Origin of the sequence: Xanthomonas chitinilytica, assembly GCF_026107455.2 — a bacterium.
Classification (GTDB): domain Bacteria; phylum Pseudomonadota; class Gammaproteobacteria; order Xanthomonadales; family Xanthomonadaceae; genus Stenotrophomonas; species Stenotrophomonas chitinilytica.
Genome location: NZ_JAPCHY010000008.1, coordinates 1 through 20,734, shown reverse-complemented (window position 1 = coordinate 20,734; position 20,734 = coordinate 1). Strand labels below are relative to the sequence as shown.

Annotated in this window: 23 protein-coding genes; 12 read left to right on the top strand and 11 right to left on the bottom strand. The window is 63.8% G+C overall.

Features of this window, described 5'->3' with window-relative positions:
• Positions 1 to 85 precede the first annotated feature (85 nt).
• Positions 86 to 475: a DUF6165 family protein gene (locus OK345_RS10025; RefSeq protein ID WP_265127834.1), complete on the top strand. Its 390-nt coding sequence runs from the start codon at positions 86 to 88 to the stop codon at positions 473 to 475.
• Between the two features lie 47 nt (positions 476 to 522).
• Here OK345_RS10025 and OK345_RS10020 read toward each other — a convergent pair whose 3' ends face one another.
• Entirely contained in the window at positions 523 to 987 is a 465-nt protein-coding gene (locus OK345_RS10020; RefSeq protein ID WP_265127833.1) for a (R)-mandelonitrile lyase, read from the bottom strand.
• A 205-nt stretch (positions 988 to 1,192) separates the two neighbouring features.
• On the opposite strand from OK345_RS10020, the gene OK345_RS10015 reads away from it, so the two are divergent.
• On the top strand, positions 1,193 to 1,552 hold the full coding sequence (locus tag OK345_RS10015) for a DUF1428 domain-containing protein (RefSeq protein ID WP_265127832.1): 360 nt from the start codon (positions 1,193 to 1,195) through the stop codon (positions 1,550 to 1,552).
• Between the two features lie 105 nt (positions 1,553 to 1,657).
• Positions 1,658 to 2,494, top strand: coding sequence for a pirin family protein (locus tag OK345_RS10010; RefSeq protein ID WP_265127831.1), 837 nt, complete (start codon positions 1,658 to 1,660; stop codon positions 2,492 to 2,494).
• 176 nt (positions 2,495 to 2,670) lie between these two features.
• On the opposite strand, the gene OK345_RS10005 is transcribed toward OK345_RS10010, so the two are convergent.
• Both OK345_RS10005 and OK345_RS10000 read right to left on the bottom strand, forming a co-directional pair.
• Entirely contained in the window at positions 2,671 to 3,585 is a 915-nt protein-coding gene (locus OK345_RS10005; protein ID WP_265127830.1) for a DUF5996 family protein, read from the bottom strand.
• A gap of 43 nt (positions 3,586 to 3,628) precedes the next feature.
• On the bottom strand, positions 3,629 to 3,961 hold the full coding sequence (locus tag OK345_RS10000) for a UBP-type zinc finger domain-containing protein (RefSeq protein WP_265127829.1): 333 nt from the start codon (positions 3,959 to 3,961) through the stop codon (positions 3,629 to 3,631).
• 423 nt (positions 3,962 to 4,384) lie between these two features.
• Between OK345_RS10000 and OK345_RS09995 the strand changes: the two genes are divergently transcribed.
• On the top strand, positions 4,385 to 4,690 hold the full coding sequence (locus OK345_RS09995; RefSeq protein ID WP_265127828.1) for a hypothetical protein: 306 nt from the start codon (positions 4,385 to 4,387) through the stop codon (positions 4,688 to 4,690).
• Here OK345_RS09995 and OK345_RS09990 read toward each other — a convergent pair.
• The 3 genes from OK345_RS09990 to OK345_RS09980 form a co-directional block, all read right to left on the bottom strand.
• Positions 4,642 to 6,876, bottom strand: coding sequence for a TonB-dependent siderophore receptor (locus OK345_RS09990; protein ID WP_265127827.1), 2,235 nt, complete (start codon positions 6,874 to 6,876; stop codon positions 4,642 to 4,644). The two genes, OK345_RS09995 and OK345_RS09990, sit on opposite strands and share 49 nt — an antisense overlap.
• Positions 6,877 to 7,192: 316 nt before the next feature.
• Positions 7,193 to 7,348 carry a hypothetical protein gene (locus OK345_RS09985; protein ID WP_265127826.1) on the bottom strand — a complete coding sequence of 52 codons (156 nt, stop codon included), beginning with the start codon at positions 7,346 to 7,348 and terminating at the stop codon, positions 7,193 to 7,195.
• Positions 7,349 to 7,492: 144 nt separating this feature from the next.
• Positions 7,493 to 8,317 (bottom strand): amidohydrolase family protein, encoded by an 825-nt coding sequence (locus OK345_RS09980; RefSeq protein ID WP_265127825.1) that lies wholly within the window; start codon positions 8,315 to 8,317, stop codon positions 7,493 to 7,495.
• Positions 8,318 to 8,581: 264 nt separating this feature from the next.
• On the opposite strand from OK345_RS09980, the gene OK345_RS09975 reads away from it, so the two are divergent.
• A complete protein-coding gene (locus OK345_RS09975; RefSeq protein ID WP_265127824.1) occupies positions 8,582 to 8,968 on the top strand; it encodes a hypothetical protein in 387 nt (128 codons plus the stop codon).
• Between the two features lie 343 nt (positions 8,969 to 9,311).
• On the opposite strand, the gene OK345_RS09970 is transcribed toward OK345_RS09975, so the two are convergent.
• From OK345_RS09970 to OK345_RS09950, 5 genes are all read right to left on the bottom strand, one after another.
• A complete protein-coding gene (locus OK345_RS09970) occupies positions 9,312 to 9,623 on the bottom strand; it encodes a hypothetical protein (protein ID WP_265127823.1) in 312 nt (103 codons plus the stop codon).
• 599 nt (positions 9,624 to 10,222) lie between these two features.
• Positions 10,223 to 10,864 (bottom strand): M23 family metallopeptidase, encoded by a 642-nt coding sequence (locus OK345_RS09965; protein ID WP_265127822.1) that lies wholly within the window; start codon positions 10,862 to 10,864, stop codon positions 10,223 to 10,225.
• Between the two features lie 88 nt (positions 10,865 to 10,952).
• Positions 10,953 to 11,252, bottom strand: a complete 300-nt coding sequence (locus OK345_RS09960) for a hypothetical protein (RefSeq protein ID WP_265127821.1) — start codon at positions 11,250 to 11,252, stop codon at positions 10,953 to 10,955.
• Positions 11,253 to 11,521: 269 nt separating this feature from the next.
• Positions 11,522 to 11,791, bottom strand: coding sequence for a hypothetical protein (locus OK345_RS09955; RefSeq protein ID WP_265127820.1), 270 nt, complete (start codon positions 11,789 to 11,791; stop codon positions 11,522 to 11,524).
• A 474-nt stretch (positions 11,792 to 12,265) separates the two neighbouring features.
• Entirely contained in the window at positions 12,266 to 13,525 is a 1,260-nt protein-coding gene (locus OK345_RS09950) for an alpha/beta hydrolase family protein (protein WP_265127819.1), read from the bottom strand.
• 633 nt (positions 13,526 to 14,158) lie between these two features.
• On the opposite strand from OK345_RS09950, the gene OK345_RS09945 reads away from it, so the two are divergent.
• The 7 genes from OK345_RS09945 to OK345_RS09915 all read left to right on the top strand — a co-directional run bounded on the left by OK345_RS09945 (position 14,159) and on the right by OK345_RS09915 (position 20,335).
• Positions 14,159 to 14,584: a DUF695 domain-containing protein gene (locus tag OK345_RS09945; RefSeq protein ID WP_265127818.1), complete on the top strand. Its 426-nt coding sequence runs from the start codon at positions 14,159 to 14,161 to the stop codon at positions 14,582 to 14,584.
• Positions 14,585 to 14,675: 91 nt separating this feature from the next.
• Positions 14,676 to 15,047, top strand: a complete 372-nt coding sequence (locus tag OK345_RS09940) for a TIR domain-containing protein (protein ID WP_265127817.1) — start codon at positions 14,676 to 14,678, stop codon at positions 15,045 to 15,047.
• Entirely contained in the window at positions 15,047 to 16,033 is a 987-nt protein-coding gene (locus OK345_RS09935; RefSeq protein ID WP_265127816.1) for a caspase family protein, read from the top strand. The genes OK345_RS09940 and OK345_RS09935 overlap by 1 nt, the downstream gene beginning before the upstream one ends.
• Positions 16,034 to 17,438: 1,405 nt before the next feature.
• A complete protein-coding gene (locus OK345_RS09930) occupies positions 17,439 to 17,777 on the top strand; it encodes a DUF6966 domain-containing protein (RefSeq protein WP_265127815.1) in 339 nt (112 codons plus the stop codon).
• A 68-nt stretch (positions 17,778 to 17,845) separates the two neighbouring features.
• Positions 17,846 to 18,472: a HEAT repeat domain-containing protein gene (locus OK345_RS09925; RefSeq protein WP_156810419.1), complete on the top strand. Its 627-nt coding sequence runs from the start codon at positions 17,846 to 17,848 to the stop codon at positions 18,470 to 18,472.
• Between the two features lie 111 nt (positions 18,473 to 18,583).
• Positions 18,584 to 19,396, top strand: a complete 813-nt coding sequence (locus tag OK345_RS09920) for a hypothetical protein (protein WP_265127814.1) — start codon at positions 18,584 to 18,586, stop codon at positions 19,394 to 19,396.
• A 447-nt stretch (positions 19,397 to 19,843) separates the two neighbouring features.
• A complete protein-coding gene (locus tag OK345_RS09915) occupies positions 19,844 to 20,335 on the top strand; it encodes a hypothetical protein (RefSeq protein ID WP_265127813.1) in 492 nt (163 codons plus the stop codon).
• The last annotated feature ends 399 nt before the right edge of the window (positions 20,336 to 20,734 follow it).

Here is a 20,734-nt window from a genome sequence, read left to right as displayed (position 1 = left end):
TTCCGCGCGCGGGCGCTGGCTGCCCGCATCGGCCCGCATAGCCGCCGGCGCTATCATGGCGTCCCCTCTTCCCTGGTGTCCCCGCGTGCAAACGATCCTGACTCCGGTATCGATCGGCGAGCTGATCGACAAGATCACCATCCTGGAAATCAAGGCCGAACGCATCGCCGACGCCGCCAAGCTGGCCAACATCCGCACCGAACTGGACGGCCTGTGGCCGCTGTGGGAACAGCAGCGCACCGCACGCCCGGCGCTGGCCGCGTTGAAGGACCGGCTCAAGGCGATCAACGAACGCATGTGGGACATCCAGGACGGCCTGCGCGCGCGCGAAGCGGCGCAGGCCTTCGACGACGGCTTCATCGCCCTGGCCCGCGGCGTGTACGGCACCAACGGCGAGCGCGTGGCGGTCAAGAACGAGATCAACCGCCTCGCCGGCTCGGCGCTGGTGGAAGAGAAGCAGTACCAGGGCGAATGACTGTCCGCCGGCGTCGTCCGGCCGCGCGCCGGCGACGACGCCAGCGCTCATCCGCCGCGGTACTGCGCCTCGCTGACGTGTTCCAGCCAGGTCACCGGCGAGCCGTCCAGCGCTTCGGCGATGGCGATGTGGGTCATCGCCGTTTCCGCCGTGGCGCCATGCCAGTGCTTGATGCCCGGCGGGATCCAGACGATGTCGCCGGGGCGGATGTCCCGCGCCGGCCTGCCCCATTCCTGCACCCGACCGTGGCCGGCGGTGACGATCAGCGTCTGCCCCAGCGGGTGGGTGTGCCAGGCCGTGCGCGCGCCCGGCTCGAAGGTAACGGTGGCACCGCCGACCCGGGCTGGCGGCTCGGTCTGGAACGGCGCATCGATGCGCACGCGACCGCTGAAGTAGTCCGCAGGCCCGGCCGCGGAAGCGGTGCTGCCGGCGGGTTGCAACCTGATGGCGCCGGCGTCCGCGGCCGGAATGGCCGTCATCGACAGCGACATGAATGCGGTGAACGGGTTCATCGCCGATCTCCTGCAAGGGGCGTCCATTGCAGCACGGATGGCGCCTCCGCAACGGCAACGGCCGTGCCCGCGTGCCGGCGGGGTCACGCCCCGGTTACGCCCGTACGCTCATGATCGCCGGCGCCTGTCGATTTCCGCCCCTTCCATTCGTCGTCAACTTGAAGGCGCCCGTTCCGGCGCCATGGCAAGCGCCTGGAGGCATCCCATGTCGTACATCGACGGTTTCGTGCTGGCCGTTCCCAACGCCAACAAGGAGAAGTTCATCGAACACGCACGCACCCTCGACCCGGTGTTCCTCGAGTACGGCGCGCTGCGCGTGCTCGAGTGCTGGGGGGACGACGTGCCGCACGGCCAGCAGACCGATTTCTTCCGCGCGGTGCAGGCCACGGGGGAGGAAGCGGTGGTGTTCTCGTGGATCGAATGGCCCGACAAGGCCACCCGCGACGCCGGCATGAAGAAAATAATGGAGGATCCGCGCATGGACCCGGCGGACACTCCGATGCCGTTCGACGGCAAGCGCATGATCTATGGCGGCTTCGCGCCGGTGCTGGAACTCGGCACGTAGCCTGCGCCAGTGCGCTCGGGTCCGCCTGCCCAGCCGCGAAGCCGGGCCACGGCGGCCGCGAGCGTGCCAGTCTTGGGTCCGATCCGTCGTAGCGGGAGCCCTGCCATGAACCAACGCGGAATCGAAACGGTCGTTCCCTCGGATCGCGTCGTCGACGACGGCGACATGCGGTTGTGGCGCGCCCTGCCCGTGAACGATCGCCCATCGCTCGGACCGTTCGTGTTCCTCGATCACTACCGGCACCAGAGCCGGCGCGGCATCGGCGACAGGCCGCACCCGCATGCCGGCATCGAGGTGATCAGCTATCTGCTCGATGGGGGCGTGGAGCACCGCGACAGCGCCGGTTTCCGCGACCGCCTCGGTCCCGGCGACGCGCAATGGATCCGCGCCGGGCGCGGCATGCTGCATGCGGAACAGCCGATCGGCGGACGCCACGGCCTGCAGTTGTGGACCAGCCTGCCGCCGTCCATGAAGTTCGCCGAGCCGGACTACGCGTCGTTCCGCGCCGCCGACATCCCGGAGATCCGCCGGCCGGGCGCCCGCGTCCGCGTCATCGCGGGCAAGGTCGACGACACCACCGGGCCGATGCGCAACGCGACCCCGACGGTGTTTGCGCATGTCCAGCTGGAACCCGGTGCCCGGATCGAACTGGACGTCGAGGCCGACGAGCTCGGCTTCTACGTACTGGAGGGCGAGGCCCTGGGAGCGGCCGGCGAAGCGCTGGGAGCGGGCACGCTGGCGCTGTTCGGTCCCGGCTCGCGGATCGCGCTGCAGGCCGCGGCCGGGCAGCCGGCCACCATCGCGTTGCTGGGCGGCGAGCGGGTCGAAGGCGAACTGATCTTCGATGGTCCCTTCGTGATGGACACGCCGGAGCGCATCGTGCAGGCCAAACGCGACTTCCTCAGCGGCAGGATGGGCCGGCTCGACGGCGTGCCGTTCTGACCGGAACAGGCCGGCCGCCATTGGGCGGAGCGGAAGGCAGCACAGGACTGCGCGCGCTCGATGGGCTCCCGAGGCGGATTGGCGAACGCTCCACCCCGGCTACTGCGGAAACCACGAAGCGCCTCCGGAGATCCGGCCAGACGCCCGCGGTGCGGGCCGGCGGCGGGGGCGGAGAATCACTCCGGACGGCCGCTTCCCAGCAGTCCGGAATCCCAACCCGCCGCCACCGCGCCGGCGTTGTAGGTGGATTCGAGAAAGGCAAGCAGGTCGCCATCGGGATGGCGGGACTGGCGCAGGTCGTCGTAGTCGAGCAGGAACTCGCCCATGGCGGCGTCCCAGCGTGCGGCGCCAGGGTCCACCTTCGCGTTCTCGATCCCCGCCGGTTGGGGATAGGTGAACGCATAGAACGCGGGCTTGGGACAGGAGGGATCGCCCGGCCACCATCCCATCTCCATCAACTCCGCATTCATCGCATTGCGACGGATGAAGCCGCTGTTTGCGGCAGGCGACGCGGGCTTGCCGCTGTAGAAGGCCGCGCGAATGTCGAACGTCCCCCACATCAGGCCGATGGGCTGGGTCTTGCCGGTGAACCGGCCCTGGAAGACCCGCAGGACGCGTTGGCTGTCGAGCAGGATGCGCCACCATGCATCGACCAGGTCGCGATCGTACGGGCGCTGCTGCGTGTCCTCGTCGAACGGGATGGGGTTGGGCACTTCCTGGGGCATCGGGTTGATGGCGGCGTCGATGCCGGCATGGCGAAGCTGGCCAAGCAGACTGTCGACGAACGTGGCGACGGACGTCGGAGCCAGCGGCAACCGTCCCGCCGCCCCCGAGCTCGTGAGCCACTGCACCTCGTGCGACATGAAGTCCATGCGGACCTCGTAGACGCCGCCGCCGTATGGAATCGGACCGGTGGTCAGGCCGCTGGCGCTGAGCCACAGCGGCATCTCGGCCCATTGCGCCTGGAATGGCTCCGCCAGCTTGAGCTTGCCGACGGCCTGAAGCGCCATGTGCAGAAGGTATCGCGTGGGTTCGAAGGCCGGGTAGGAAAGCGCCGGCCACGAATCGGAGGAAGACCTGTCGCGGGTCATGGCATGTCCTCGGCAAAGCACGCGTGGCCCATGACGATCCTCGCTACTGGTTCAGCAGCGACTGCCAGTTCGCGGGAACGCGTCCGGCCGGGCCGGGCGCCGGCTGGTCCTGCGGATGCGCCTGGGGCGGCGCCAGCGGCTCGCCCCCGACCTGGGCGTTGGTCTCGAAGTTCCAGAACCAGGTCTCACCCGGCTCGAAGCTTCTGATGATCGGATGCCCGGTGGCGAGGAAATGCTTGCGCGCATGCTGGTGGGGAGAGCTGTCGCAGCACCCGATGTGGCCGCATTCGGCACAACGCCGCAGATGGAACCACCAGGTACCCGCGGCCAGACATTCCTGGCAGCCGGTTCCGGACGGTTCGGCGGCTGGATTCATCCCACGAACGTTTGCTGTCACGACGGTATCCTCCCATGCGCTGCCCCGCCCGGATTCCGCGAGCATCCGTGTCGCCCGGAATCCTTGCGTGGCTGTCGTCCGCCCTGGTGGGCGCGGAACACCAGCCCGGATCTTAGACCCGGCAGAACGGATTCCGGGTGAAGGCAGGCAGGCTGTCCGTGGACATCGATTCGCGATGCGGCTGTTCGTGGCGCGGCCTCGAGAACCAGGATCGCCCCTTCAGGATCCGTGCACCGGGAAAGAGCTTGACGCATCCATCGACCCGCCAACGGAAACCATCGGAAACGGCGGCCGGACGATCGCCCGCAATCATGGCCTGAATGGGCGCCGCGGCAGGGGAACGCGGCGCGCCAGGCCGCCAGCAACGGGGCCAGCGGCCCGGCCAGCACGGCAGCGCCCGCCATGCATGCCGATACCGCTTCGACCGGCGCCTGCGAGAGCAGCATGGGCCGCGCGCACGGCCACCATCCGCGCCGCGTCGGCCAGGGCCCACCGGCACGCAACGACCGCCGCGGCGAGGCGACGTACGGCAGCAACGCCGCCGCGATGCATGACGCGGTGGCAGCGATGCCCGGCAGCAGGCCCATGGTGCGGCACCGACCGGTGGAGTGCCTTTCCACGGAAAGCGCCAGCCGGGCTTCACCGGCGGCGCAAGACGGTCACCAGCTGAAACGCGCCGTGGCGGTGACGGTGCGGCCGGTGCCGTAGTAGCAGGACTGCCGGGTGCTGCAGGTCGACACGAAGGTCTTGTCGGCCAGGTTGCTGACGTTGAGCGCGAACTGCGTGGCCACCGCGCCATGCCGGCCGGCGTCGTAACGGACCGCCGCATCCCACAGCGTGTAGGACGGGATCAGGTACAGGTTGCCGCTGTCGCCATAGCTCTTGCCGTTGTAGCGCACGCCGGCAGCCAGGCTCAGGCCTTCCAGCGCGCCCACCCGGAAGGTGTAGTCGGCCCACAGCGCGGCGGTCCAGTCGGGCACCATCGTCAGCTGCTTGCCGGCATAACCATCGGTGCCGCGGGTGACTTCCGAATCCATCCAGCTGGCCGCACCGATCACGCTGAAGCCGTCCAGCGGGGTGATGCGCCCTTCCAGCTCCACGCCGCGCACGCGGCCTTCGCCGTTCTGGATCTGGCACTGGCTGCTGCCGAAGTTACCGCAGGTATCGTGGGTGGCGTCGGGATCGTCGGTGAGGATGTTCTGCTGGCGCAGGTCGTAGACCGAGAGGCTGAGCAGGCCGTCGAACGTCGCCGGCTGGTACTTCACGCCGCCCTCCCACTGCTTGCCGGTCACCGGGTCGAACGGCGACTGCGTGTAGCTCATGTCGCTGTTGGTGCCCGCGGGCTGGAACGACTCGGCATAGCTGATGTAGGGGGTCAGGCCGCTGTCGGCCACGTACAGCAGGCCGGCGTTGCCGGTGAACGCCTCGTTCTCGACCAGGGTCGGCACCACCGGGCCATGGACGCCGCTCACCGCGTTGTAGCTGCGGGTGAAGGTATCGTCGCGGGTCCAGTCGTAGCGGCCGCCGAAGGTCAGGCGCCACTTGTCCAGGGCGATCTGGTCCTGCAGGTAGACACCGGTCTGGCGATTGACGCCGCCGGAGTAGGAGATGCCGGTGGTGACCGGCACATAGCCGGTATGCACCGGGTTGAAGATGTCGATGTCGGCCGGGTTGGCCATCGCGCCGCGGGCTCCGGTCCAGTCGGCCTTCTGCCAGTCGACGCCGAACAACAGCGTGTGTTCGGCGATGCCGGTGCCGAACCTGCCGGTCAGGCGGGTATCCACGGTCTCGCCCCTGGAATCGCCTTCGCCCCAGGTGGCGCGGCGCGCCTGGGTGCGGCCGTCGGCGTTCAGCGGCGCGCCCGTGACCACGGTACGGAATACCGACTCGACATCGGTGTGGCGGGCGCTCTGGCTCAGCGTCCAACGTTCGTTGAAACCGTGCTCGAACAGCCAGCCGGCGGTCCAGAGGGTGCGGTCGTAGGCGTTCCAGCCCGGCTCGCCGATGAAGGTGGTGTTCTTCATGCGGCCATACGGGGTGGCGACCAGGGTGCCGTCCATCGGCAGGAACTGGTAGGTCGAGCCGCCGTCGTCCTTCTGGTACAGGCCCAGCAGCGTCAACCGGGTCCTGTCCGCGATCTGGAAGGTGTAGCTGGGCGCCAGGAACCAGTGCTGCTGGTCGGTGTGGTCGATCTGCGTGCCGCCGTCGCGGTACAGGCCCACCAGGCGGAGCAGATGGCGGTTGCCGCCGGTGCCGGCGCCGACGTCGAACGCAGTGCTGTACTGGCCGTTGCCGTCGATGCCCACGCGCAGGATCTGCTCCTGGTCCGGGGTCGGGGTCTTGCTGACCTGGTTGACCATGCCGCCGGGAGCCACCTGCCCGTACATCACCGCCGACGGCCCCTTGAGCACTTCCACCCGGTCCAGGTTCCAGCTGTCGACCATGGTGCGGTTCCACTGGCTGCCCTGCGGCGCGCGCATGCCGTCGATGGTGACGTTGTTCGACCAGCTGCCGGCATCGAAGCCGCGGATGCGGAAATCGTCGACGCGGTTGTCGATGCCGCTGCTTTCCAGCGCGACGCCGGCGACGTAGCGCATGGCCTCGTTGAGGTTCTGCACGCCGCGGGCATCCAGTTCCTCGCGCGCGATCACCGATACCGACTGCGCGGTCTCGGCGATGGCGGTATCGGTCTTGGTCGCGCCGGAGGTATGGGACGTGGTGCGGTAGGCGTTGACGCGCACCGCATCCAGTTCCGTCACCCCGCCTTCGGCCGATCCATCGGGGACGGGCGTGGCCTCCTGGGCAGCGGCCGCGAACGGCTGGGCCAGGACAAGGGCCAGAGCAAGGAACGATGGAGCGGGCGCGAACGCGCCGGAAAGGCGAATCGTGGACACGAAGCCGACCTGCTGCGATGTGGGGAAGGGCGGGCTGCCCGGAGCGAAGCAGCCGACGGCGCGCATTCTACACAAATGCAAATGATTCTCAATTGACTTGAATCAAGTGCACTGGCGATGCCATCCCGGGCCAGGCGCCCGCCCTCGGATGGCACCGCTTGCCATGCCGGGGCGTGCCGCCACCATGCTGCTCTTCACCATCGGCTGCGGCCTCTCTCCCCACGGATCGCCCGCCCCCGCACCCCACCCGGGAATCGCCCAAAGAAAAGGCCAGGCGATCGCCTGGCCCTCGGACATGGCCGGAAGAGACGGGGTCTCAACCGGCGTTGACGACGGTGCGCTGGTCTTGTTCCACCGGCGCCGTCCTGATCGACAGACATTCCGGGCAGACCCGTTCGAGCACCTTGATCGCGGGCTCGTACACCGCATTGCACTTCATGCACTGGACCCATCCAGTGGTGTTGGCTTCCATGAGCCTCCCTTACATTCATCTCTACAAGTGATCGAATATCGGGGAGATCGCGGCCGGTTTCAAGCCGATGCATGCATTCCACACGGAAAAAACGCCGCACCCGCGCCTTGCCGCGGGGGTATGGCCGGCGGCCGCCTGGCGGATTTACAGACCGAACAACCGCCGGGCGTTGCCGTAGCGGATCCTGGCCTTTTCCTCGTCGCTCAGGTCCAGTTTCTCCAGCGCGGCCACGGCCTGCGGCAGGGTGAACTGCGGGAAATCCGAGCCGAGCAGGATGTGGTCGATCCCGACGTTGCGCAGGGTCCAGACGAACTCCTCCTCTATCGGCGAACCGGCCATCAGCACCATCACCGCGGAGATGTCGAAGTTGATGTTGTTGCCGAGCAGGCCCTCGGCGGTGCGCGCCAGCGGCAGGATGTTCCAGAAGCGGAAATTCATGCCGCCCAGGTGGGTGAACACGAACTGCGTGCCGTGCGCCTGCAGCGCCAGGTTGAACAGCTTCTCGCTGTCGCCGGGCAGGATGTTGGCGTTGTCGAACAGCACCGCCAGCCCCAGCTGGCCGGCCTGCCGGCAGACCTCCAGCACGCGCGGATCGGCGGCGTCGAACTGCTGGGTATGCGGATGCAGCTTGACCACCTTCATGCCCAGGCCGGCCACCCGCGCCAGCTCGTCGGCCGCGGCCTGCCCGTCGTACGGATGCACCGAGCCGACCGGCAGCAGGCCCGGATGCTGCCGCGCCAGCGCCAGCAGCTCGTCGTTCTTCTCGCGCGTATGCGCGGGCTTGCCGCGCTCGGCCATGAAGATCGCGCCGAAGCCGGCCAGCTCCAGCTTCGCCGCCTCCGCCTGCTCCAGGTACTTGCGCACTTCCTGCTCGCCGCCGCGGATATGGACGTGGACGTCGAACACGGGCTCCGCCTGGCCCAGGTGCGGCAGGCACAGCATGAGCAAGGCGAGCAATCGAAGTGTCATCGCGGAAGATTCCCGGCAAAAGGTCGTGGGATGATAATACATGCCGGCCACCGGGCCGGCCGCGCACGGGCGGCGCATCGGCCGATCCATCGCCAACGGCGACCGCGTCCGCCACCGGTCGCGAAAGCATGCCGGAATGGGGTATCGACCCCGGCTTTCGCCACCGGGGTCCCGCACAATGGGGCTGCGTTGCCATGGACCGGGCAACCCGCCTCGATCCGGCCGCCTCTTGCATGCATCCATCCAGGGAAGAAGGAGACAAAGATGATCAAACCGTTGCCCGCCATGTTGCTGGCTGCCGTGCTGTCCACCGTGGCATTTCCGGCCAGCGCACAGTCGCCACAGGGCAAACCCGTCCCCGAGGGCGTCGCGCAGGAAGGCACCTTCGCCAGCGAACAGCTGCAGAGCGACGTGATGCCGTCTGCATTCGCCTTCCTGAAGAACGACGGCTGCCAGGAACTCATCGCGATTTTTCCCTACGTGCGCGATATGCCGGTGGGCCAGATGGGGGCCCGACACTGGAGCGAAACCTGGGTGTTCCAGTGCACCAACGGGACCGACGAAATCGACATCACCTTCCAGGAAACATCCGACGGCGGTGCCAACTATTCGCTCAGCAGCCTCACCCGGTCCACGCTGGTCACCGAGTAACCACCGCACTTCCCGATGCCGGGTTCGGGCGCCGGCAACGGCACGGCCGGAAAGCCGTCGGCCGATATCGGGAAACCGCAGCGGGCAGGGACCTCACCGCCACCCGGAGGCGGTGAGGCACGGCCTGCGAAAGACGGCGCCGGAGGCCGACGGGAAACCTCACCGCGATGGCGGCGGTCTTCCGGTGGCGACCGTCGCGCCTTCGGCCAGGCGTGTGTTGCCGTCCTGCATGCAGCAGGACGGCACCGGGAACCCCATGCCCACAACGGCCGGCGCCGCAGGAACGCAACGCGACCGGCATCGGCCGCCATCGCCCCGGGCGTCCGCAGGCCGGGCCGTCCGCTCAGCCCGCAGGTACCCAGGTGCCTCCCGAGAGGGCGCAGCTCTGCGGCAGCGAGACCAGGTCGTCCGCGCTGCGTTCGTAGTAGAAGCCGTCGATGCCCTTGCCGGCCAGGTTCCTGCAACTGCCCTGCGCCGGTAACGGGCAGGCATCCAGGTAGGCGATGTCGCCGGCCTTGCCGCCCATCTGCGCCGAGGTCTGGGCCAGGCCTTCGCAGGCACGGACCAGGTCCTGTTCCGGAACCTCGCGGGTGGTCTGCATGCAATCGCGCGAACGGATGGTCTGGCCCATCACCTGGAAGGCGCCGGTGATCATGCAGGCGCGGGTAGCGGCCCCGGCGACAGCTTCGGCGCCCGGTGCCGCGGTTCCCGACACCTGTTCCGCCGACGTGCTCCCCTCGTCACCTGCCGCCGCCGGTGCGCTGTCCTCCGCTACTGGCGGCCTCGAACATGCCACCAGCCCCAGCAGGCAGAGCAGCACCGTCGCCTGTGCACGTGCAATCGCAGTTCCCATATCGCCCCTCGCACTCGTCGGAGAATTCACCGGATCGTAGAAGATCCGTGCCCGCAAGTTCCATGTGCGCAGGTCACACATGCGCGGATCAGACAATGCCGCGGCATCGCTGCGCCGCAGCTTCCGGCGTGAATGCAGCCGATGCCCGGCCACCTTGCACCCGGCCCATCGACAGCTGATGCCTGCTGTTCTCCTTCACGCACCCGCCCCCCCGGCGGCGGTGACGGATCCCGCTGCGGCATCGCGTTTCGAACGACCGCAAAGGCGCCCGGAATCGCAGGCACCCAAGCACCTGGGCCGGTGCCTCGCACGAGCGTGGATGGATGAATGCCGCCGCAGCCGTGCACGGCTGCCATCGCATTCGCCTTGCGCTATCGACGGAGCAGCGCTTCCCCGCGCCCTCAATGCAGCGGAAGCACCCGCCCACCTCCTGCGTCCCGCGTCCCATCGCGCACCGCACCGGCCTGGAGAAGCGGCAATGGATCGATGGCGCCGTCCTCGCCATAGATGCCGTAATGCAGGTGCGGTGGCGTACCGCGCGCGTTCCCGCTGTCGCCCACCTTGCCCAGCGCGTCGCCGGGCCACACGATGTCCCCGACGGCGAGCCCGGGAGCCCAGTCATCGAGATGGGCATAGTAGTGCCGTTGCCGTGCCGGTCCGATCACCCATACCTGCCGGCCGCCGAGCCCTCCCTCGCGCACGGACGATACGATTCCGGCCGTGGCCGAGACGACCGGCGTGCCGCGTGCGGCGAAGATGTCCACGCCCTGATGACTGCGGTCGCGCCCGCGCGGTGCGCCGAACGTATCGGCGACCTGCCGCGCATGCACGCCTTCCACCGGCACGGAGAGGGCCTCGGGAACGGGCATGCGCGCCAGTTCCCAGCCCATGCGTACGCGTGCCATGAACGGCTGCTGCCAGGCCCACCAGACGGCAGCGGCCACGACCAAGGCCAAGGCGATGAACCCGAGGACGCTGCGCAACACCGGCGCGTAGTCGCGCGGCGCAGGCTTGCGGGGAGACGGGGCCGCCGTGTCGGACATGCCGGAAGAATACCGGCCACGCCTGTGTGTTCCATGTCAGCGAACACGGGAACGCGACAACGCCGATGGCGTTATCGGGCGACCCCACTCACCGACGGACCGATCGCCGTTCGAGTCCTGCCGCTGCTTGCGCGCGATCACGACAGGCGCCGCATCGGACCACGCGGTGCCGGGCAGCCTTGTCACTCACGTCATGGCGCGAACCCGACAGGTCGCACCGGTTTCCCAACAACATCGACCGGTACTGGGCGAACGACAGCCGTTGGCTACCTCCCGGCCGTGCCGGCGCCAGGATCGCCATCTTCGCGCCGGGCGTGAAACCGGCCAACACGGCATTGGCATCGCGACGACGAACCGCCGCGACCACCTCATCCAGCAGCGACGACACGCCCTACCCGGTCACCGTCGCATCGCCGGCAGGCGCCGCGGCCGACCGCGGCAGCAACACTGCCGGGGCCAGGAACCTCGCCGATGCCTTCAACACGGGCTCCCCGCTCCAGCTGCCAAGCCCGATCCGCGCACGCCCCGTTGATACCCGCGCCGGGCACGGGTGTCGATCCCCATGTCCGGGATGCGAGTCCGAACCGGCCGATCCCGAAAACGCCGGAAGCGTCAGGCAGGAAACCGCCGCCGACGGCGGTATCCGATTACCGGAAACTACTCCTCGTCCTCGCCCTCTTCTTCCTCCTCATCCTCGCCCTCCTCGTCGTCCTCGAACGTGTCCAGTTCCTCCACACGCACGAAGTTCGGCAGGCTGTCGGCGAAGCTGATCTGCCTGCCGTCGGCGACCATCGCCCGCACCTCCCGCTTCATGGAACTTTCCACGACCGCGAAGCACACCACGGCGTGCGCACTTTCCTCTCCGTCCTCTTCGAACACGGCAACCCAGCCGGTGGCGGGCATGATCTGGATGATGTTGTCTTGCATGGCGGCAATCGTGGTTCAAGGAGCCCAGAGCTTGCGCGAAGCCATGTGGCAACGCAATCGGGATCCGTGCCCGATCCGGCGGGGCGCTCCGGGCGGTTTACCGGGAGCGGTACCCGGCGCCGACAGCAGGAAAGGTCGAAAGGAATGCCCGCCTGCGGGAGCGCTGTTGGCCCGGCTACCCATAAACAACCAGGCCGAAGCGGGAGCCTTGTTGCGGCTCCTGTCCCTGGCGCGGCTTCCGGCACCGGGAGCGTTGCACCCAATGCGTTCCAGCCTCGGTTCTCCCGGATGCGCCTGAAGCATCCACCCGCCATCTGGCCGGCCTGCCCAAACGCCAGGCCGTGCGTGTCCGCTCCCGGCAGATCCAGGGATGGGCAGCCGGGACGATCTGGCGACCTGGGCATCGCGAACCCATGCCCGCCCGTACCGTCGCTGACCTTCGTTCCAGGAAGCCGATCCTTCCGACATCCCTCGTCAGTTGCCCGGGATGGAGGGCGCCGCCGTTCCGTAGCGAGGCTGCAGCGAACGGCCGAGGATGAAATCGGCCATCAGCCGGAAGTACCCGTCGGGCTGACGCGTGGAAACACGCTCGCCGTTGGCGGCAGTTTCGAATTCGTACATGCCGTGATCGGCGTCGGCGAAGACGGCGGTGACGATCGGCCTGCCGTCGCGCTGCAACGCAGCCAGGCGGCGCAGCGTTTCGCCCGGAGGCGCGTCGCGATCCTGGCCGCCGAATAGCCACAGCTGCGGGATGTCGAGCGCTTCCAGTACCGGCATCGGGTCGTAATGCGCGGGCACGCCGCGCACCAGCCCCGGTGCTTCCTTGCGGATGGTGTCCGGATCGGTTGCCAGCAGGTACCAGGTGAAGTTTCCGCGCACCGCCGGATACCACGGAGCATCGCGATACCTGGCCTTCACCGCTTCCAGTTGCGCGTAACCCTCGGTGAAGTCGCTCTCGATCAGTGTCGCGGTAGCGTCGGCGATCTCCATCGCGCCGGCGACGGCATCCGCGCCGAAGCCGCCGCGCGCCATGTCGAACGCGATCGCCTCGCGATCCTCCTCCAGCGGCGACACCGCCAGCCCGAAGCTGGCGACCACGAAATCCACCGGCTCGATGCGCGCCGCCAGCGGCGCGACCCAGCCGCCCTGGCTGCCGCCCTGGTAGCCGATGCGCCCCGCACGTGCACCTGCCAGACGCCGGGCTTCGCGCGCGGCGTGGATCGCGTCGATCGCAAGCGTCAGGTAGTCCTGCGTATAGCGGCCGCCCGACGCTCCCGTGCCACGCTTGTCATACGCGAACACGCCGATGCCGGCGTTGGCGAACTCGCGCTGCAACGAATAGCGCTGCAACGCGGAGTCGCGCTCGGCACCATGCACCAGCACCACGACCGGCACCTGGGCATCGCCCGCCGGCAAGGTCAGCCGACCGGCCAGGGTGACGCCACTGCCTTGGAAGCGCGTATCGATCTCCACCAGCGGCACGCGATGGCCGGCGGTGTCGTCGAAGCGGATACCGCCCCGCCCGCAATCGTCGAAGATGATGCGGTGACCATCCGGCCGTTCGGTCCAACCCAGCGTGCTGGCCCATGCATCCCCACCTGCGGGCGACAGCGCACCGCTGCGCCCATCGGCAGTACGCCAACGCAGCTTGCCCTCGCTACCGGGTCCGATATCGAGCGCGCGGCCATCGTCCAGGCGGTAGCTTCCCACCCCGCACGGCAGCCCGGATGCCATCAACGATGTCGCCGACAGCAGGCATGCGAGCGCAGCAGCTCCCAGCCATGCCCCTTTCCAACGCGCTCCCGGAACCATGCCATCCCTCCATCATTCATTCCCGGCTCCAACGCTCCCACGACGAACGCATGTCTACCAGCGACACGCGACGAAACGTCCGATATGACGACCGAGCTAGGGTAACGGAGGATGAGGTTCTACTGCTGCGCTGAAACCATGCCGCACCCTCGAACGCCGGGCCGGTTCTGACCCGGCACATGCGCCGGCAGGCGAGGCGCAAACGGATGACGCATCGCGGATGAAGCCGCGGGTCCGGCCAACGCATGCCTCATTCTCGTTGTGCGGTTGCGGCCACGCGCGCGCTCGAGCCATTGGCGTGACCGGACAGAATCCCACCCTCCGCGAGGACGCTTGTTGCCCGATTATCCCGGTGATACCGTCGCACCGAAGTCGCCGGGGATACGACGGCATGATTAGGCACCGGCGTTACACACCAGAAGCCGCGGAACCCGTTGATGCATGTAGGGATTTCCCACAGGCATTAGCCAAAGGTTCCGCGCTACGCACCGGGGTTACACCCCATTTTGATACCGAATAGGCGTTAGCCGTCACAACACACATCATGGAGGACTGATGGAAGACGAACGTCAAGATTGGGTGATGTACGAGACCAATGATGAAGGAGATGGCCCAAAGCTTTGGCAGATCCGGGAATCGTTCCCCGAAAACGTGGATTCCGCTCAGTATCCTGTAGCAGTAGTGATTGAGTGGAGCTACTCGGATGAGGGTCTACCTGACGCAGAAGCTCTATCTGCCATCCATACGTTCGAGGATTCGCTCGGTGGGCTCAACACGGAGGCGGGCAACAGCTTTCTCGTTCACATCATTCGCGGTAGTGGCGTCAGTGAGCTGTGCTACTACGTCCAGGACTACAACCAATTCATGGCTGAGTTCAACGACGCGCTTTCCGACCAACCGCGCTACCCGGTCGAGATCGAGTTCATGAACGACCCTGGCTGGGAGTATCGCCGCTCGATTCTTGAGAACTTTTCTCAGTGATCCAAGTGACGGCTAACAATTCATTCAAGCCGACGCCGCTTCGCGGCGCGGCTTAATTCAGGCGTTATGCCTCTAATCACAGGAGTTCATCATGGCTGACAAGAAAGTTGTCTTCGTAGCTTTTGCAATCGAGGATGAGAACATCCGCAACATGATCAAAGGACAGTCCTTGCATACCGACTCGCCCTTCGAGTACGTGGACATGTCGGTCAAAGAGGCTTACGACGAAGAGTGGAAGAAGAAAGTGCGAACCCGCATTCTTCGCTCCGATGGCGTACTCGTAATCGTCAGCAAGAACTCCCTCAACTCCAGCGGTCAGAAGTGGGAGATTCAATGCGCCAAGGAAGAGAAGAAAAAAATTCGTGGCATCTGGGCCTACAAGGAGGATCGCACTGATCTTGCCGGCGTGAATACGATGGTCTGGACTTGGGACAACATCGCAGCCTGGATTGATAGCCTCTAATGCGCAAAGCACTCGTAGTCGGTATCGACAGCTACGCCAACGTCTCACCACTTTATGGGTGCGTGAACGATTCGTTCGCGGTTAAGGCCATGCTTGATCGGCACGCGGATGGATCGGTGAATTTCGGGGTGAAGCATTTAACTGCCACAGGACCAAATGATCTGGTGGAGCGCGATGAACTTCGACAAGCTATTGAAAGCCTTTTTTCTGGTGACGGTGAAGTTGCACTCTTCTACTTTGCCGGGCATGGGCACATTGAGGCAACAGGTGGTTACCTTTGCTCTTCCGACGTAAAAACCGGAAATGATGGCGTGCCGTTGGCCGAGATCATGACAATGGCCAACCAATCGAAGATGCAGAATCGCGTGATCATTCTCGATAGTTGTCATAGCGGCGTCGCGGGAGGAAGCGCATTGCAGCAGAAGGTTGCAGAGATCAGCGATGGAGTGACCATCCTCACCGCTTCGACTGCGGAACAGTATGCGACCGAAGAAGATGGGGCGGGTGTCTTTACAAGCCTGTTAGTCGATGCACTCGGTGGTGCTGCTGCAAACCTAGTCGGAGATGTGACGCCAGGTGGCGTCTATGCACACGTAGACCAATCTCTCGGGCCATGGGCGCAACGGCCTGTCTTCAAAACCAACGTCAAACGTTTCGTTTCTTTGCGGAAAGTGCAACCTCCCTTGGAACTTGCGGAACTTCGCCGAATTTCAGAGCTTTTCCCAGACGCTGGATTTCAGTTCCAACTTGATCCGACGTATGAGCCCGAGCGGCATGAAACTTGGGCCACAGACCCTCAAGGCATTCCAGCGCCAGACCCTGACCACAACGCGATCTTCAAAATCCTTCAGAAATACAATCATGTAGGGCTTGTCGCACCCGAAGGAGCGCCACACATGTGGCACGCTGCTATGGAAAGTAAAACGGTCCGCCTCACGGCTCTAGGCGAACACTACCGACGGCTAGCCGCAAAGGAGCTCATTTAGCAAGCTTCTGCATGTAGTGTGCGAGGCATAACAATTCATTCAAGCCGACGCCGCTTCGCGGCGCGGCTTAATTCAGGCGTTAGGCCGCATTGGTAAAAGTTGAGTGGTGGTTCCTGATTCGGCAAATCTGCTGGCTGTTTACCGGTCGGCTCCGGTCACCGTTCTTTACCGTTCTCAGCATCGGCAAGTTCACGGCTTCGGCCTTGGCGTCACGCTCGCCACACTCGGTTTGCTCTTGGCTTCGGTGGTTCCACGCTTCCAGCCTTACCGGGCAAGCCTCATCTTGGCGGCTGTGGCATCATCGGCCTTCGTTACGCTGTTCAAAGCAGGCAGCAGTTTAGGCACGTCACCTGTATCGGCCCAATTGCTGCCTAACAACTCAATCAAGCCGACGTCGCTTCGCGACGCGGCTTATTTCAGGCGTTAGGCTCCAGAGCATGGATTCCTCAATCTACCAGTGGCTTCGCAATGAGGAGTACGGACATTGGATTTGCCCTCACTTAGAACGTTTGCTAGCCGAGGTGGCAAAGCATGGAACAGTCATCCAAGCCGTCGGGCTCGTAAACTACAAGTCTCCGGAAGCAGTAGTTTTCTTGTCTGGATCGCTCCCTGAGGCGCTTGCAGCAAGTGTTGCTAAAGCCAACCCAACTTTGCAGTTACATCGCAACGGCATGGGCGCGCTTCACAGCATCGAGTGTGCAAAGCACTATGTAAGCGTTCGCTGTTGATCTGGGCAGGCCGCGCCGCCAACCTAACAATTCATTCCAGCCGACGCCGCTTCGCGGCACGGCTTAGCTCAGGCGTTAGGCCGCAATGGGGCAAAGTTCAGGGTGGTTCCTGCTTCGGCAAATCCACTGGCTGCTTTCCGGTCGGCTCCGGCCACCGTTCTTTGCCCCTCCCAGCATCGGCAAGCTTACGACTTCGGCCTTGATTTCAGGTTCGCCACACTCGCTTTGCATTTGGCTTCGGTGGCTCCACGCGACAGGCTTCGCCGGGCATGCCCGTCTTGCGGGCTGTGGCATCATCGGCCGCCGTTGTGATGTTCCAAGCAGGCAGCATTGGCCGGCGGCAAGTCCATCGGCCACCGCTGCCTAACAACTCATTCAAGCCGACGCTGCTATCGCAGCGCGGCTTAACTCAGGCGTTAGGTCGAGTTGGCGCAAGACTTTGAAATTGGTCAATCGCGCTTATCTCAGAGCTTCTTGCGGTTGTGATGTTGGGCATCGTGAAAGGCTAGCCCCACTCTCGCGCTCAACGTTCCTGGCCGCGCTCACGGGCCGTCCTCGTCAAGCTGCGGCGGCCCTGCCTTCACTTGCAACTCGCAAGGTCATGGGCCAATCTCGCCCTAACAATTCGTTCAAGCCGACGCCGCTTCGCGGCGCGGCTTAACTCAGGTGTTAGGCTTATGGAAAGACATCAGCAGTTGGGCCGCCTTGAGAAGCACTTGGAGCAGCTCATAGCCATGCTATCTCTTGATCCATTGTGCAACTGGGGGCGGCATTTCGAGAGCTGTCTCGCCACAACCCGAGAGTTGCTGGCTCACGGATTTACTCAGCAACAACTCAATGAGCTTTCTGGCTCAACCATGTGTGTTTACGGTGGCGCCGGCAGCTTCAATGACTATGCACCAGTGACAAGGATTGGCTCGGGTGGAGCCCTTGAGCTGATATCCGGCATGGAGGACGTTGATACACTGGCAGGCAAGGTCTATCAGTCGGCACTCGCATTGCGGGTGGTCGGCTAGGGCCTAACAATTCATTCAAGCCGACGCCGCTTCGCGGCGCGGCTTAATTCAGGCGTTAGGCATCACCCATGGCATTCTCGATTTCTCCCAGCGACAAGCGCGACATTGCCAAGACACTCGGCAGGCGTCACAAGGAATTTTCATGGTCAGAAGATTTCTTCGCGAATCTGATCGAGAGGAATGAGGCAAAGATGGACGTATATTGGTCCGTTATGGCACTACGCGATTGCGGTACCGCACGGTCAATCCCATCCCTCAAAGCCCTCGCAACGCATCCGTCCCAAGACATAAAAGCAACGGCGATGCTAACCATCGCCCGCATCTCCAGATCGGCGGAAACTGAGTATTACGCCATGAAGTTGTTGGACCCTTCATATCGTGCAAAGTCGTATGCTCTTTGGGCCATTGCAGCATACGGTGATGAGCGTGCAACTGATGCTGTGCACCAGTACGTCAAGAAGAATCACAGAAAGCTAGCTGAGCCAAGCATTGATGCGAGAGAGACGTATGACATCATCTCTTACTTCTATCGGACACTCGGAGCTGCGAAAGCAGCGCAACTATTCGCCGGCGACTATGTTTCTATCAGGACATCACTTGCCAAGTCTCTCAGCCGCCTCCCAGCCATCAATAGAGACAGATTCGCGGCGCGGTATCCGGAAATCGACATCTCACTGGCAAGTAGTGATGCCTAACAATGCGTTCAAGCCGAAGCCGCTTCGTTCCACCAAGCACATGGCAGATACAGCTTGCCATGTGCTTGGTTCCACTACGCGTCTCGGCTTAACTTAGGTGTTAGGCGGCATATGACGGTTCTATTGCGAGTTGATGATTTCAGGTGTCATGACCAGCACCTGGTTCGTGTGCTTCCAGGGCGGGAGCGCGAAGCCACATGTTTTGCACGCCAACTCTTGGATCAAGGGGTGCCGGCGGGGCTTTTCGTTCAAGGAGAGGATGTTACGGACTGGGGCTTTCTTGAAGATGCGACAGGAGTTGAGCATTTCGAGTTCGTAGATTTTTCAAAAAAACTCTCTAGTTCAAAGCTATCGCCAATCAGCCATGCAAAATTCCTGAGAATAGTGGGCCGCAAGATTCCTATAGAATTTTCAATTTTTAAAACGCTGCAGACAATTTGCTACCACTGGCATCCTAAATCTTCAGGGCTCGAGTCCTTGACTTCTCTGAAAAATGCATACCTTTATGAGATTGGCATCGCCAAGAACGCCAATCCATTCCCATTGCCACAAAGTGTCGAAAAGCTAGAACTGGTTGGGTTTCGCGGTGAATCTATTGATTTCATGAGCGAGATGGATCACCTGACTGATCTAGAAATCATTTACGCGAGAAATCTAAGAAAATTGCCACGACTAAAGTCTCTTAAAGAGATAGAGCTGAAGAATGTCGGGAGAGACGTGTTTGCCTACGACTCAATTCCGGAAAGCGTGGAAGGAATTGTTATTGAGGCGTGCGCCCCGGTTCATGACTGGGATTTCATTCTAGGAATGAATAGCCTGAAGCGACTGGTCGTTTTCAAGACAAAGTGTGCTGCCCCTTCTTCCGCAGCAAAAAGCGCGTTGAGGCTAGTGGCTATGCAAGACTTGCCACTTGGAGTGCAATGATGCGGCTGCCGCCCAACAATTCATTCAAGCCGAACTTGCTTCGCAAGTCGGCTTAATTCAAGCGTTAGGGCGCAGAAGCCAAAGGAGTAGCAAGCGTGAAAAGGGAGCAAACCGAAGCCGCTGCGGACGCGCTGCTGCAACCGCAGGTAGAGCGGCAACGGAGCGTGGCAGCGACCGCGCAGTTACGCTCTGCTTACTTGCAGAGTCGGGGGCAGCTTGTCTGGCGCGTGCTAGCTCTCCTGGGGCTTCTGGCAGGTGGATCCATTGGGCATTTCGCCTACGGCAAACTCACGATGGGCTTAATTATGGGCATGGCAGCCGGCAGCATTGTTGGAGCCATTGCTCGTGCGCTCATCAATCGTCGGTCTGCGCCCTAACAATTCGTCCAAGCCGACGCCGCTTCGCGGCGCGGCTTAACTCAGGCGTTAGGCGCCACAGGAGAGTTACATGGAACGTGCAGTTGAGCTTGCTGGATTCTTTGCTGCACACGGTATCTGGTGCGTGTCAGACGGAGAACCCTTAGTTCCTATGCTGGCTCAGGAGTCCGCGGCCAATGGCCGTAACATGCTTCGCTTTGCAACTGCTCAGCTTGAGGACGGTGTTGCTCAAGCTCAGACGCATCTTGAGTCAAACCCAGACCAGTCTGACCGCGCTGCGTTGGTGTATGACGGATACATAGCTCTGCCTACCGGTCGGACCGATGCACTATTCGTGATTGTCCGCTCCTATTCCTCCCCTGCCGCCACTCTCACAATGGCCGTTCCATATCGCAATGTGGAGTCCCCCAATGGATTTGCGGTTCATCGCCCCAAGTTTGTTGAGTGGCAAGGTGACGGCATCCCTGATTATCAGGCACTTGGTGAGGCGTTCTTCCGAGGAGTCGATTCACACGGGGAGGCCTCTGCTGTTTGGGCAGAGCACAACGATGACTCGGTGTAACTGGCAGGTAGCGCCTAACAATTCATTCAAGCCGACACCGCTTCGCGGCGCGGCTTAATTCAGGCGTTAGGCATAAACTGAGACTTCAATGAGTCCCGAAATAATCATTGCCGTAGCTGTCGCTGCTCTTGTCGGACTCGGGCTCGTTGCAAAGCTCATTCCGCAACGCATGCCGCCGCAGAAATCATTCAAATGCTCGCGCTGCGGAACCGCGGCACTGCACAACAATCGCACGGCAGAGGCTTGGCGCAACGGTAAGGCGAAATTCTTCTGCCAGGCTCGACGTCCCCCCGCCTTCAGTAGCACGGCGGTTTAGAGTCCGGGATCAATCGTAGCGGATGCCAGCTGGCTGGCGTAGTCGCTCGGGGTCAGTCCGCCGAGCACCTTCTTGGGTCGCTC

Excerpts from the sequence above, each read along its gene's own strand:
- OK345_RS09915 (WP_265127813.1), top strand. The coding sequence starts at position 19,844 with ATGGAACGTGCAGTTGAGCTTGCTGGATTCTTTGCTGCACACGGTATC.
- OK345_RS09950 (WP_265127819.1), bottom strand. The coding sequence starts at position 13,525 with ATGGCATCCGGGCTGCCGTGCGGGGTGGGAAGCTACCGCCTGGACGAT.
- OK345_RS10010 (WP_265127831.1), top strand. The coding sequence starts at position 1,658 with ATGAACCAACGCGGAATCGAAACGGTCGTTCCCTCGGATCGCGTCGTC.
- OK345_RS10005 (WP_265127830.1), bottom strand. The coding sequence starts at position 3,585 with ATGACCCGCGACAGGTCTTCCTCCGATTCGTGGCCGGCGCTTTCCTAC.
- OK345_RS09955 (WP_265127820.1), bottom strand. The coding sequence starts at position 11,791 with ATGCAAGACAACATCATCCAGATCATGCCCGCCACCGGCTGGGTTGCC.
- OK345_RS09970 (WP_265127823.1), bottom strand. The coding sequence starts at position 9,623 with ATGATCACCGGCGCCTTCCAGGTGATGGGCCAGACCATCCGTTCGCGC.
- OK345_RS09935 (WP_265127816.1), top strand. The coding sequence starts at position 15,047 with ATGCGCAAAGCACTCGTAGTCGGTATCGACAGCTACGCCAACGTCTCA.
- OK345_RS10020 (WP_265127833.1), bottom strand. The coding sequence starts at position 987 with ATGAACCCGTTCACCGCATTCATGTCGCTGTCGATGACGGCCATTCCG.
- OK345_RS10015 (WP_265127832.1), top strand. The coding sequence starts at position 1,193 with ATGTCGTACATCGACGGTTTCGTGCTGGCCGTTCCCAACGCCAACAAG.
- OK345_RS09985 (WP_265127826.1), bottom strand. The coding sequence starts at position 7,348 with ATGGAAGCCAACACCACTGGATGGGTCCAGTGCATGAAGTGCAATGCG.
- OK345_RS09940 (WP_265127817.1), top strand. The coding sequence starts at position 14,676 with ATGGCTGACAAGAAAGTTGTCTTCGTAGCTTTTGCAATCGAGGATGAG.
- OK345_RS09920 (WP_265127814.1), top strand. The coding sequence starts at position 18,584 with ATGACGGTTCTATTGCGAGTTGATGATTTCAGGTGTCATGACCAGCAC.
- OK345_RS09995 (WP_265127828.1), top strand. The coding sequence starts at position 4,385 with ATGCATGCCGATACCGCTTCGACCGGCGCCTGCGAGAGCAGCATGGGC.
- OK345_RS09925 (WP_156810419.1), top strand. The coding sequence starts at position 17,846 with ATGGCATTCTCGATTTCTCCCAGCGACAAGCGCGACATTGCCAAGACA.
- OK345_RS09980 (WP_265127825.1), bottom strand. The coding sequence starts at position 8,317 with ATGACACTTCGATTGCTCGCCTTGCTCATGCTGTGCCTGCCGCACCTG.
- OK345_RS09965 (WP_265127822.1), bottom strand. The coding sequence starts at position 10,864 with ATGTCCGACACGGCGGCCCCGTCTCCCCGCAAGCCTGCGCCGCGCGAC.
- OK345_RS09930 (WP_265127815.1), top strand. The coding sequence starts at position 17,439 with ATGGAAAGACATCAGCAGTTGGGCCGCCTTGAGAAGCACTTGGAGCAG.
- OK345_RS10000 (WP_265127829.1), bottom strand. The coding sequence starts at position 3,961 with ATGAATCCAGCCGCCGAACCGTCCGGAACCGGCTGCCAGGAATGTCTG.
- OK345_RS09975 (WP_265127824.1), top strand. The coding sequence starts at position 8,582 with ATGATCAAACCGTTGCCCGCCATGTTGCTGGCTGCCGTGCTGTCCACC.
- OK345_RS09945 (WP_265127818.1), top strand. The coding sequence starts at position 14,159 with ATGGAAGACGAACGTCAAGATTGGGTGATGTACGAGACCAATGATGAA.